Here is an 11,520-nt window from a genome sequence, read left to right on the forward strand (position 1 = left end):
CCTCGTACTGGACGTACTTGGGCTTTCGGCCGGTGCGGCGAGAGTGCGTGCCGGGCGTCGCGACGGGGCGAACGTTGCCTGTTGCGGCACTAGCTAGTGCCCCACCCGTCGCCAGTCCGTCACAGGGCCGGGGTTTGTGTGGTCCGCAGGGGTGACCCAGAAGGCTTTGCCCAGCTCAGCGCTGAAGTGGGCGCCTGTCCGGCCGTCCCCCGATGAGCGTCCCGTCAGCCGTCGTCCTATCCATGGCAGCAGGTGCTGCCTGGCGAAGCTGGCGTCGGCGGCGCGGCGGGCGGCCCAGCCGGGCGGCGGCGTCGGGGGCATCGGCGTACGCCACTCCTTGTCCTCGGGCTCGTACCCGAGCGTCTGCCAGACGGCCTCCGCGACCCGGCGGTGCCCCTCGGCCGTCAGATGCAGCCGGTCCACGTCCCACATCCGGGGGTCGGCGAGCGAGGGCGCCCCGTAGAGGTCGACCACCAGTGCTCCGTGCCGGTCCGCGAGCTTGTCGACGACGGAGAAGAGCTCCTCCATACGCGGCCGGAAACGTTCGAGAACCGGACCGTTGCGGCCTGGGCTGCGCATCAGGACGAGCCGCTCGCAGGCGGGGGCGAGCCGCTCCACGGCCTCCTCCAGGAGAGCGCGGACACGCCCCATGTCGACCTTGGGACGCAGCGTGTCGTTGAGTCCGCCGACGAGGGTGATCACGTCGGGCCGCATCGCGACCGCCACGTCCACCTGCTCCTCGACGATCTGCCCGATCAGCTTGCCGCGCACCGCGAGGTTGGCGTAGCGGAAACCGGGCGTCCGCGTGGCCATCCGGCCGGCGAGGAGATCGGCCCAGCCGCGGTAGGAGCCGTCGGGCAGCCGGTCCGACATGCCCTCGGTGAAGGAGTCGCCGACCGCGACAAGACTGGTGTAGGTGGCATTCGTCTGCATGGCGGACAAGATGCTAACCCGAACGCATACTCGCCGGTCGGTCGGGTCGCCACCGGGGACGGCCGGGACGGCCCGGCCCGCTCACACCGTCTGCCCGAACAGCTCCCTCAGCACGTCCTCCATCGTGACCAGCCCCGTCATCCGTCCGTCGCTGCCCATGACTCCCGCGAGGTGCGTACGACTGCGGCGCATCGCCGTGAGCACGTCGTCCAGCGGTGTGCTCTCCCGTACCCGCGCGATGGGCCGCATGTCCTCCACCCGGAACGGCACCTCGCGCGGCATCGCGTCCAGCGCGTCCTTGACGTGCAGATAGCCCACGATGCGGCGCCCCTCGTCCACGACCGGGAAGCGCGAGAAGCCGGACTCGGCGGACAGCCGCTCCAGCTCCTCCGGAGTGACGCCCACGCGCGCGTACACGACACGTTCCAGCGGCAGCACCACGTCCCGTACGGGCCGGCGGCCGAGTTCCAGCGCGTCGTGCAGCCGCTCCAGAGCGCGGTCGTCGATGAGCCCCGCCTCGCCGGAGTCCTTGACCAGCCTGGCCAGCTCGTCGTCGGAGAAGGTGGCGACGACCTCGTTCTTCGTCTCGACCCGCAGCAGCTTCAGCAGGCCGTTCGCGAAGGCGTTGACCGTGAAGATCACCGGGCGCAGCGCCCGGGAGAGCGCCACCAGCGGCGGTCCGAGCAGCAGCGCGGTGCGCACCGGCTCCGCGAGCGCGATGTTCTTCGGCACCATTTCGCCGAGCAGCATGTGCAGATAGGTCGCCAGGGCGAGCGCGATCACGAACGAGATCGCGTGGCCCGCGCTCTGCGAGACGCCCATCGCGTGGAACGCCGGTTCCAGCAGGTGCGCGATCGCGGGCTCGGCCACGATGCCGAGGACCAGCGTGCACAGGGTGATGCCCAGTTGCGCGGCCGCCAGCAGCGCGGACACGTGCTCCAGGCCCCACAGGACGCTGCGTGCCCGCCGGTCGCCCTCCTCGGCACGCGGTTCGATCTGGCTGCGGCGCACCGAGATCAGCGCGAACTCGCCGCCCACGAAGAAGGCGTTCACGACCAGCGTCGCCAGCCCGATCAGCAGTTGTACGACGGTCATCGCGGCCCCCTCTCCTCGTCGTGGCGTTGCTCCTCGTCACGCGGCGCGTGCAGCAGCACCCGCGCGGCCCGCCGCCCGGAGGCGTCCACCACGTCGAGCCGCCACCCGGCGACCTCGACGGCGTCCCCGACGGCGGGTATGCGGCCGAGCCCCGTCGCGAGGAAACCGGCCAGGGTCTCGTAGGGCCCCTCGGGCACCCGCAGCCCGACGCGGGCCAGCTGGTCGGTGCGGGCGGACCCGTCGGCCGAGTACAGCGCCCGCCCCTCCTCGTCCGTGCCGGCCGGGGCCAGATCGGGCGTCTCGTGCGGGTCGTGCTCGTCGCGGACCTCGCCGACGACCTCCTCGACGATGTCCTCCAGGGTGGCGACGCCCGCCGTGCCGCCGTACTCGTCGATGACGACGGCCATGGTGCGTCCGCCGGACAGCCGGTCGAGCAGCCGGTCGACGGTGAGCGACTCCGGTACGAACAGGGGTTCGCGCATGATCCGGGAGACGGGGGTGCGAGGCCGCGGCTCGGCGGGTACCGCCACCACGTCCTTGATGTGTGCCACGCCCACGACCGAGTCGAGGTTGCCGCGGTAGACGGGGAAGCGGGACAGCCCCGTCGCCCGTGTCGCGTTCGCCACGTCCTCGCAGGTCGCCTGGACGTCCAGGGCGATGACCTGGACGCGCGGGGTCATCACGTTCTCCGCGCTCAGGTCGGCGAGGTTCAGGGTGCGCACGAACAGCTCGGCGGTGTCCGCCTCCAGAGCGCCCTCCTTGGCGGAGTGCCGGGCCAGGGCGACGAGTTCCTGGGGTCCGCGTGCGGAGGCCAGCTCCTCGGCCGGTTCGAGGCCGAAGACACGTACGACACGGTTGGCCGTGTTGTTGAGATGCGTGATGAACGGGCGGAACGCGGCGCTGAACCAGCGCTGCGGCGTCGCCACCCGCTTGGCCACGGCGAGCGGTGAGGAGATCGCCCAGTTCTTGGGGACCAGCTCGCCGACGACCATCAGGAAGACCGTCGACAGGGCCGTACCGATGACCAGCGCCACCGAGCGGGACGCGGAGGGCGAGACACCGAGCGACTCCAGCGGACCCGCGATGAGCTTGGCGATCGACGACTCGGAGAGCATGCCGACGACCAGGTTGGTGACGGTGATGCCGAGCTGGGCGCCGGACAGCTGGAATGTCAGATTCCGTGCGGACTTGAGGGCGCCCGACGCGCCGCGCTCGCCGCGCTCGACGGCGCGCTCCAGCTCGCTGCGCTCGACCGTGGTCAGTGAGAACTCCGCCGCGACGAAGGCGCCACAGGCCAGCGAGAGCAGCACCGCCACCAGGAGGAGGAGCACCTCGGTCATCGCGTCACCTCCGTCCCATGATCGGCCAGGGGCGGGGGGATCGCGCGATGTCGGGTACGGGGAGGCTCGCCCATCGGCGGACGCTCACACCTTTCATGGGAGGAACGGGTGATCCTCCCATGGTAAAGGGTCGGCAAAGTGCCCTCTTGGGTGCTGGAGGCTAGTCGGTGAGCGGTTTCGCCCAGCGGCGCCACTGCTCCTGGGGCGCGTACCCGGCGGCCCGCCACGCATGCTGCCCGGTCTCGTTCCGCCACAGCACCATCGCGTCCGCGCGCCGCCCCCCGAGCCGTACGAACCGCTCCTCGGCGGCGGCGAGCAGCGCGGAGCCGATCCCGCGGCGGCGCCGCCCGGGATGCACCGCGAACCGGTACAGATGGCAGCGCCAGCCGTCGAAGCCCGCGATCACCGTGCCCACCAGCCCGCCGTCGTCCTCGGCCAGGATCAGCGCCTCCGGATCGCGGGCGACCAGTCGTCCCACGCCGTCCCGGTCGTCACTGATGCTCGTGCCCTCGGCGGCCACCTTCCAGAAAGCCCGCACGGTGTCGAGGTCCTCGGTCGTCGCGGCCCGTATGCGCAGCTCGGTCATGGCGCCGATCCCATCATGTGTTCCGTGGTGCGGCGACGAATTCCACGATCCGGACGGTCACTGGCCCCGCAGCGCCTCGACGACGGGGGCGAACGCCTCCATGTTGGGCTCCAGGACCGTCAGATACGAGAACCCGTACCGCTCCCGCTGCGCCCGGACCCGCGCGACGATCTGCTCCAGCGTTCCCACCAGCACGATCGGCAGCTCCAGGACCTCGTCCTCGGTCAGGTTCGGGATACGGGGCAGCCAGGGCCGGATCGCGGCGCCGCGGTCGTCGGTGACGGCGAGTATCTGGATCAGCAGATTGAGCTCGGCGGGCTCCTTGCGTCCCTCGGCCGCCTCCCGGTACAGGGCGACGCGCTCGTCCATTTCGGCGGCCGTGATCGGCTCCAGCGTGCCGCCCGGGCTGGTGCGCGCCCCGGTGAACGCCGCGATGTCCGCGTGCTCGGCGGTGAGCCGCAGCATCCGGTCGCCGTTGGCGCCGATCAGCAGCGGCACACGGGGCCGCTGTACCGTTCCCGGCCGGTGCTCGTCCGAACCGAGGAGGCGCTCCAACTCCTCCACGGTGCGCTGGAGATGGTCGACCCGCTCGCGCGGCGAGCCCCAGGGGAGGCCTGCGGTGTCGTGCTCCGCCGGGATGTAGCCGGTGCCGAGCCCGAGTTCGAGGCGGCCGCCCGTCAGCGTGTCCGTGGTGGCGACCTCGCGGGCCAGCAGCGTGGGATTCCAGAAGCCCGCGTTGAGCACGAAGGTGCCGAGGCGGGGCCGCTCGGTGACCTCCGCCGCGGCTACCAGCGAGGGGAAGGGCGCGGGCATGCCCAGGTGGTCGGGGACCAGGATCACGTCGTAGCCGAGTTCCTCGGCCCGCCGGCACTTGGCGCGCCACTCGTCGAGGGGCGCGGGGTCGAGCAGGTTGATGCCGAAGCGGAAGGGGCGGAAGCGACGGGAGGGGCCGGAAGGGGGCAGGGGCCGCGACATGAACTCTCCTCACTCACGGGCGACTTGCGCTCGAGGGGTGAACGGGGCGGACAGGACGCGAGTACATCAGCGGACAGGACACGTGTACATCATTCGTGTGCGATGGCCGCCAGGACGTTCATGCGTGAGGCACGCAGCGCCGGCAGCAGCGCCGCCACTATGCCCACGACCGCCGAACCCACGACCACGGCGACGATGGTGGTCCAGGGGATGGCGAGCGACTTCATGCCCTGGAGCGCGAGGACCCGCTGCACACAGACGCCCCAGACCAGCCCGAGCGCGAGGCCGAGGACGGCGCCGAACACGGCGATCACCACCGACTCCAGCCTGATCATCCGGCGCAGTTGGCGCCGGCCGAGCCCGATGGCGCGCAGCAGTCCGATCTCACGGGTGCGTTCGACCACCGACAGGGCGAGGGTGTTGACCACGCCGAGCACCGCGATCACGATCGCGAGTCCGAGCAGCGCGTACACGAGGTAGAGCAGCACGGCGATCTGGTCGTGCACGAGCTTCTTGTAGTCTGCCTGGTCGCGGACCTGCACCTGCGGATAGGGCTTGAGCGTCTGCTCCAGCTGCGCGCGCAGCCGGTCGGGGCTCGTGCCGGGCGCCGCGTTCACGTACAGGGCCGAGTCCTGCCCGCCGGGCACGTACTTCTCGATCGTGCCGAAGCCGAAGAACAGCCCGCCCTGCATCCCGAAACCGCCGGAGCCGCCCTGGTCGGTGAGCGCCCCCACCGTCAGGTCGGTCTTCCGCCCCGCGGGGAACTCGACGGGGATCGCGCTGCCGACGCGCACGCCGTGCTCCCGCGCGAACTCCGCGTCCATCGCCAGGCGACCGGCGCCGAGCGCCGCCGCCGTGTCCCCCTGGGTGTACGTGACGTGGGCGACGTCGTCGAGCCGCGGATCGTAACCCGCCGCGGTCGTCTCGACCCGCTTGCCGTCCGGCAGCCGCACCGCGACCGGCGTGAACCGCTGGCGGACGACGAGCCCGGCGCCCCGGGTGGCGCGCACCTTGTCCGTGATCTCCGTGGTGAACGGCACGAAGTTGCTGTTCTGGATCACGAAGTCGGAACCCAGCGTCTTGTCGATCTGATGGTCGAAGGACTTGCTCATGGACGCGCTCGCCACGGACATCCCGCCGACCAGCGCGAGGCCCACCATGAGCGCGGCCGCCGTGGCGCCCGTGCGCCGCGGATTGCGCAGCGCGTTGCGCTGGCTCATCCGGCCGACCGGGCCGAACAGGGCGGGGAAGGCACCGCCCAGGACCCGGATCACCGGCCGCACGAGGAGCGGACCCGCGATCACCGTCGCGATGAGGGTGAGCACGACACCGAGGCCCAGCAGGGAGGCGGACGTCGCGGTCTTCGACGCCGCGGCGCAGCCGGCCAGCGCGGCGCCGCCGGCCACGCCCACGACCGAGCCCACCAGGGCGCGCGTCCGCAGCGGCCGTCCCACCCCGGCGACCTCGGCGTCCGAGAGGGCCGCCATCGGGGAGACACCGGCCGCGCGCCGGGCGGGGAGATACGCCGCCACGAAGGTGACGCCGACCCCGACGACATACGACGTGACCGGGGTCGGCCACCCGATCACCATCTCGGTGGACTTGAGGTTCATCCCGAACGCGCTCATGAGCCGGATCAGCCCGAGGGCGAGCCCGATCCCCGCGGCGAGTCCGAGCGTCGAGCCGACCAGACCGAGCAGCAGCGCCTCGGTGAGCACGGACCGCCGCACCTGCCGTCGGTCGGCGCCGAGCGCGCGCAACAGGCCCAGCTCACGAGTGCGTTGGGCGATGAGCATCGAGAAGGTGTTGACGATCAGGAAGACGCCGACCAGCACGGCGATGCCGGCGAAGCCGAGCATCACGTACTTGATGACGTCCAGGAATCCGCCGAGTTGCGCGGCGGCGTCCTTGGCCTGCTCGTCGGCGGTCTTCACCTCGTAGGTCCTGGTGCCGACCTGCGCCGCGATCCGCTGCTTGAGCGGAGCGTCGGCGACCCCGGGCGCCGCGTCCACCGCGATGCTCGTGGCGGCGTCCGGGCTGCCGAGCAGGTTCGTCTGTGCGGTGGGGGTGTCGAGGAACAGCAGTGCGGCACCGGGGTTCGTGGTGGTGAAGGTGGCGATGCCGACGATCTTCACCGGGAAGGTGCGCTGTGCCTGCACCGTCAGGCTGTCGCCGATCGCCACGTGCTTGCGCTTGGCGGTGTCCGCGTCGAGCAGCGCCTCGTCGGCGCCGTGCGGGGCGTGGCCGGAGGTCAGCTTCACCGGGCTGCGCTTGGTGACCTGCCAGTTGGTGGCGATGGTCGGCGCGCCCGAGGTGGGTCCGATCGACTTGTTCTGGCGGTCGACGATGGTGAGGTTCTCGACGCTCACGTCCACATGGGTGGCCGCCACGCCGTCGACCTTCGCGAGCCGGTCCGCGAGCGAGGCGGGCAGCGTCGGCGTGGCACCGGTCGACACCCGCGACTTGAGATCGTTCTTCGGGGACACGGTCACATCGGCCGCGGTGGAGGCGAAGAGCCGGTCGAACGTACGGGTGACCGTGTCCGAGAAGATCAGGCTGCCCGCCACGAACGCCACGGACAGCACGACGGCCAGCGCGGACAGGAGCAGCCGCCCTTTGTGGGCGAGGAAGCTCCGCAGAGTCGCCTTGAGCACGGCCGCCGCCTCAGTCCTTGTCGAAGGTGTCGGGATTGTCGAGGGTGTCGAGAGGTACGTCGTCCGAGTCGGCGGCGAGGACCACGTCGTCGCAGGCTCCCCCGGCGGCCGGGCGGCCCCCGGAGAAGTGCCGCATGCGCTCCAGCACCGCCTCCGCCGTCGGCCGCTGCATCTCGTCCACGATCCGCCCGTCCCCGAGGAACAGCACCACGTCGGAGTGGGCGGCCGCGCCCGGATCGTGCGTGACCATGACGACGCTCTGGCCGAGGTCGTCGACCGCCTCGCGGAGGAATCCGAGGACCTCGAGCCCGGCACGGGAGTCGAGGTTGCCGGTCGGTTCGTCCGCGAAGATCAGCTCGGGGCGGGAGGCCAGCGCCCGCGCGCAGGCGACGCGCTGCTGCTGCCCGCCGGACAGCTGCGCGGGCCGGTGCTTCAGCCGGTCCCGCAGCCCGAGCGTGTCGATGACCTGGTCCAGCCACTTCTGGTCGGGTTTCTGGCCCGCGATGTCCATCGGCAGCGTGATGTTCTCGGCCGCGTTCAGCGTGGGGATCAGATTGAAGGACTGGAACATGAACCCGATCCGGTCCCGGCGCAGCCGGGTCAGCTCACGGTCCTTGAGCCCCGTGATCTCGGTGTCGCCGAGCCACACCTGTCCGGCCGAGACGGTGTCGAGTCCCGCCAGGCAGTGCATCAGCGTCGACTTCCCGGAGCCCGAGGGGCCCATGACCGCGGTGAAGCGGCCGCGCGCGATGTCCACGTCGACCGAGTCGAGGGCGAGGACGGTGGTCTCGCCGGATCCGTACGCCTTCGTCAGGCCGCGGGCGCGGGCGGCGACCCCGTCGGCCTCCCGTCGTCCGACGACGTGCTCCGCAGCAGGTGTGGACAAGGCCGCCTCCTCCGTGATGGACGTCCTGACTCCCCGGTCCCGGCCGAGCGTAGTGTGACCCCGCCCACAGCCGGTATCCCCCCGAGGTACCGGCTCCGGCGAGTCGCCCCTTGCGGGTGCTAGCACTTCGGCGCTAGCTTCGAGGTATGGCGAAGACCCAACTGAACGTGCGGGTGGACGAGGGCACGGCCCGGGCGGCCCGGGAGCGGGCCCTGGAGCGCGGCATGAGCGTGAACCGCTACATCGAAGAGCTCGTCAGACAGGACACCGGGGAGGTCGGTCACACCTTCGTCGACGCGGCCTCCGACTTCATGAAGCAGTACGCGAACGTCTTCGCCGAGGAGTTCGGCACGGACCGAGAGGGCGCACGGGACACGTTCCGGGACGGCTCACGCGAAGGTCGTCGTTGATCCCTTGAGCAGTCTCAGAGTCGACCTCGCCTGGCTCCTCATGATCGCCGAACAGAAGACGCCCGGAGATCCCCAGGTCACCGACTGGGGAGCCCTCGTCGCCGCCGTCAGCCGGCACGAGGCGGAGATATTCGGCATTCCCGTCTACGACAGCCCGCACGCCCGCGCCGCCGCGCTGCTCCAACTGCTGCTGCACGTCCCGGCGCTCGAACGTTCCAACGCGATGTTCGCCTCGGCCGTCGCGTACGCCTATCTCGTCGCCAGCGGCCTCAAGGTCGTCACCTCGCCCGAGCAGGTGCGCGAACTCGCCCGTCTGGTCAAGGGCGGCGACGCGACCGTGCACGAGATCGCACAGGAGCTGCGGCAGTGGAGTCTGTGACTACTCCGTGATCAGCGGGCGCCTCGCGCTGCCCAGCACGCAGTACGACGTGGGCAGCCGCGGCCCCTTCTCGGGAATGAACAGCCGCCGGTAGGGACCCAGTTCGAACCCGGCCTCGCGCAGCGCGGCGATCGGGTCGCGGGCCAGATGGCAACCGCCGTTCAGCCGCGGCCACACCGTCCGGTCCAGTCCGCGCTGGACGGACGCCATCACACGTCCGTCGCCCCTGCCGTGCTCGAAGAACCACACCGTGCCACCGGGCCGCAGCACGCGCCGCACCTCACCGAGGGCCCGCGGCACATCGCGCACACTGCACAGCACCAGCGAGAGCACCGCCCCGTCGAACGCCTCGCTCTTGACCGGCAGTGCCTCCGCCGCGCCCGGCACCACGTCCACGGGTACCTCGGAGCGCAGCGCGGCCTCCACGGCCAACTGCCGCAGCAGCCGCTCGGGTTCGATCGCGACCACCTCGGAGACGGCGCTCGGGTAGTGCGCGAAGTTCAGCCCGTTGCCCGCGCCGATCTCGATGACCCGCCCCGAAAGACCGGTGAGCAGCCGGTCGCGTACCGCGCCGATGCCCATCCTGGTCTCGGCCGCCACGCTGATACGGGCGTAGTAGCGGGCGAACAGCGGATGGCGCACGGCGTCCCGCGACACCTTGGCGGAGCCGGCTGACGTGAAGGGCATGACGGACCTCCCGGGAGGACGGGGTCTTACCGGGATTGTCCCCCCAGAACGTCCGCCACACGCTCTACGACGCCCGGCCTGTGTCATACGCCGGGCGGACGCACACGTCAGGCGATGAAGTCGCGCACCTGTTCGTAGACGCCATGGTCGTTGTTCATGTCGGTGTGCGAGATGCAGCCGGCCTCCACATTGGTGGCGCCGCTCAGGATCGCGCTGGTGTCCGGGTTGATCAGCTCGTCGCAGTTCGACCAGTAACTGGCGTACGAGACACTGCCCGGCGTCTCGTCGCCGGAGTTCAGCGCGGTCAGGAACGAACTGCCGGTGTACATCTCGGCGCACGAGGTGTAGAGCCACGTGCACCAGCTCGCGACCGTGGTTCCGTGGTTCACCCCGGCGGTGGACACGAAGTCGTCGACGTACGAGGTCCCGCCGAGGTTCTTGAGGTAGTAGCGGGCACTCAGCGCACCCATGGAGTGGACGACCAGGTCCACCTTCGACGCGCCGGTCTGCGCGAGGACGTTCTTGACCTCGGTGGAGAGCTGCTGGGCCGTGGTCACGTTCGACTGCCCCCAGTCGTACGACCACGCGAACAGTTCGGAGCCGCTGTAGCCGTCGGCCTTGAAGTCGGCGATCCAGTCGTCCCAACTGCTCGCCGAACTGCTCAGGCCGTGCACGAAGATGACGGGGTTGTGGGTCGCGGCCTGGGCGGGGACCGCGGACAGGGAGAGCGGCACGAGGAGCGCTGCGACCACGGCGGAGAAGAACGTGGCGATGCGACGCAAGCGGCGTTGCATGGTGCCTCCGGACAAGGGTGGGGTGCCTGGAGTGTCAGTCGGGGTCTACGCGCGCCGCATCGGTGAAATCGCCGGTCTTTACTTGCCAGTTAACTCACCAGTAACGTCATTCGGGTGGTGACTTCGGTGAACCCCGTACGCGGCCCCGCACAACCCGAGCTCGGCCCCTCGCTTCCCGAAGGCGTACGGCTACGGATCCTGCGCACCGCGCACGGCGACCGCCGCGCCGCCGCAGAACTCGCCTCCGCGCTGACCGAGCGTCAGCTGACCGGACTCGACCCGCTGCCGGCACAGCCTCCCGTACTCCTGCGCGCGTACCGCCAGGAGGTCCGCGCCCTGCCCGACCCCACCCGGCGCCTCCTGCTCCTCGCGGCGGCCGACCAGTACCCGGTCGACACCCACGCCTTCCTGCGGGCCGTCACCGCGGCCCGGCTCGACACCCGGCCCCTCGTCACCGCCGAGGTGGCCGGAGTCGCCCACGCCACGGCGGGCGGGCTCGTCTTCCGCGATCCGTGGACCCGGACAGCGGCCTACGAGACCGCCTCCGTGACGGACCGGCGCGCCGTCCACCTCCTGCTCGCCCGGGTCATGCGCGGCGAGGGGGAGTCACCCCGGCGGTCCTGGCACCGGGGCGCCGCCGCCCTCGGCCCCAGCCGACGCCTCGCCGCCGAACTCCGGGCGGCTGCCCACACCGCGCGCACCGCGGGCGACCACGCCCTGGCCTGCGCCCTCGTCGAACGCGCCGCCGCGCTGTCCCCCGAGCCGAGCGAGCGGGCCCGGC

At 71.2% G+C, this 11,520-nt stretch carries 11 protein-coding genes and 1 pseudogene; 3 read left to right on the forward strand and 9 right to left on the reverse strand.

What is annotated here, in order from left to right; genetic code table 11:
• Nucleotides 1–93: 93 nt before the first annotated feature.
• The 7 genes from ABZ656_RS52265 to ABZ656_RS52295 form a co-directional block, all read right to left on the reverse strand.
• The gene (locus tag ABZ656_RS52265; protein WP_360278998.1) at nt 94–933 is read right to left on the reverse strand and encodes an SGNH/GDSL hydrolase family protein; all 840 of its coding nucleotides are present in this window, start codon (nt 931–933) and stop codon (nt 94–96) included.
• An 81-nt stretch (nt 934–1,014) separates the two neighbouring features.
• On the reverse strand, nt 1,015–2,028 hold the full coding sequence (locus ABZ656_RS52270; protein WP_101407865.1) for a hemolysin family protein: 1,014 nt from the start codon (nt 2,026–2,028) through the stop codon (nt 1,015–1,017).
• Nucleotides 2,025–3,368, reverse strand: coding sequence for a hemolysin family protein (locus tag ABZ656_RS52275; RefSeq protein WP_101407864.1), 1,344 nt, complete (start codon nt 3,366–3,368; stop codon nt 2,025–2,027). The genes ABZ656_RS52270 and ABZ656_RS52275 overlap by 4 nt, the downstream gene beginning before the upstream one ends.
• 160 nt (nt 3,369–3,528) lie before the next feature.
• A complete protein-coding gene (locus ABZ656_RS52280) occupies nt 3,529–3,954 on the reverse strand; it encodes a GNAT family N-acetyltransferase (RefSeq protein ID WP_360279003.1) in 426 nt (141 codons plus the stop codon).
• A 57-nt stretch (nt 3,955–4,011) separates the two neighbouring features.
• Complete coding sequence (locus ABZ656_RS52285) at nt 4,012–4,929, reverse strand: LLM class F420-dependent oxidoreductase (protein ID WP_101407862.1); 918 nt, start codon at nt 4,927–4,929, stop codon at nt 4,012–4,014.
• Nucleotides 4,930–5,018: 89 nt separating this feature from the next.
• A complete protein-coding gene (locus tag ABZ656_RS52290) occupies nt 5,019–7,583 on the reverse strand; it encodes an ABC transporter permease (protein ID WP_360279007.1) in 2,565 nt (854 codons plus the stop codon).
• Nucleotides 7,584–7,593: 10 nt separating this feature from the next.
• On the reverse strand, nt 7,594–8,469 hold the full coding sequence (locus ABZ656_RS52295) for an ABC transporter ATP-binding protein (RefSeq protein WP_360279010.1): 876 nt from the start codon (nt 8,467–8,469) through the stop codon (nt 7,594–7,596).
• A 146-nt stretch (nt 8,470–8,615) separates the two neighbouring features.
• Between ABZ656_RS52295 and ABZ656_RS52300 the strand changes: the two genes are divergently transcribed.
• Entirely contained in the window at nt 8,616–8,879 is a 264-nt protein-coding gene (locus ABZ656_RS52300; RefSeq protein WP_101407860.1) for a toxin-antitoxin system HicB family antitoxin, read from the forward strand.
• A gap of 4 nt (nt 8,880–8,883) precedes the next feature.
• Nucleotides 8,884–9,258 (forward strand): hypothetical protein, encoded by a 375-nt coding sequence (locus ABZ656_RS52305; protein ID WP_054228993.1) that lies wholly within the window; start codon nt 8,884–8,886, stop codon nt 9,256–9,258.
• On the opposite strand, the gene ABZ656_RS52310 is transcribed toward ABZ656_RS52305, so the two are convergent.
• Both ABZ656_RS52310 and ABZ656_RS52315 read right to left on the reverse strand, forming a co-directional pair.
• Nucleotides 9,259–9,945 carry a class I SAM-dependent methyltransferase gene (locus ABZ656_RS52310; RefSeq protein WP_360279014.1) on the reverse strand — a complete coding sequence of 229 codons (687 nt, stop codon included), beginning with the start codon at nt 9,943–9,945 and terminating at the stop codon, nt 9,259–9,261.
• Between the two features lie 107 nt (nt 9,946–10,052).
• The gene (locus tag ABZ656_RS52315) at nt 10,053–10,739 is read right to left on the reverse strand and encodes a triacylglycerol lipase (RefSeq protein WP_360279017.1); all 687 of its coding nucleotides are present in this window, start codon (nt 10,737–10,739) and stop codon (nt 10,053–10,055) included.
• Between the two features lie 114 nt (nt 10,740–10,853).
• On the opposite strand from ABZ656_RS52315, the pseudogene ABZ656_RS52320 reads away from it, so the two are divergent.
• Nucleotides 10,854–11,520 (forward strand): annotated as a pseudogene (locus tag ABZ656_RS52320) (LuxR family transcriptional regulator); the annotation flags it as partial.

The organism is Streptomyces sp. NPDC007095 (assembly GCF_040634475.1).
Classification (GTDB): domain Bacteria; phylum Actinomycetota; class Actinomycetes; order Streptomycetales; family Streptomycetaceae; genus Streptomyces.

Bases quoted from the DNA above. Each gene is read 5' to 3' on its own strand.
- ABZ656_RS52265 (WP_360278998.1), bottom strand. From the start codon at position 933: ATGCAGACGAATGCCACCTACACCAGTCTTGTCGCGGTCGGCGACTCC.
- ABZ656_RS52270 (WP_101407865.1), bottom strand. From the start codon at position 2,028: ATGACCGTCGTACAACTGCTGATCGGGCTGGCGACGCTGGTCGTGAAC.
- ABZ656_RS52275 (WP_101407864.1), bottom strand. From the start codon at position 3,368: ATGACCGAGGTGCTCCTCCTCCTGGTGGCGGTGCTGCTCTCGCTGGCC.
- ABZ656_RS52280 (WP_360279003.1), bottom strand. From the start codon at position 3,954: ATGACCGAGCTGCGCATACGGGCCGCGACGACCGAGGACCTCGACACC.
- ABZ656_RS52285 (WP_101407862.1), bottom strand. From the start codon at position 4,929: ATGTCGCGGCCCCTGCCCCCTTCCGGCCCCTCCCGTCGCTTCCGCCCC.
- ABZ656_RS52300 (WP_101407860.1), top strand. From the start codon at position 8,616: ATGGCGAAGACCCAACTGAACGTGCGGGTGGACGAGGGCACGGCCCGG.
- ABZ656_RS52310 (WP_360279014.1), bottom strand. From the start codon at position 9,945: ATGCCCTTCACGTCAGCCGGCTCCGCCAAGGTGTCGCGGGACGCCGTG.
- ABZ656_RS52315 (WP_360279017.1), bottom strand. From the start codon at position 10,739: ATGCAACGCCGCTTGCGTCGCATCGCCACGTTCTTCTCCGCCGTGGTC.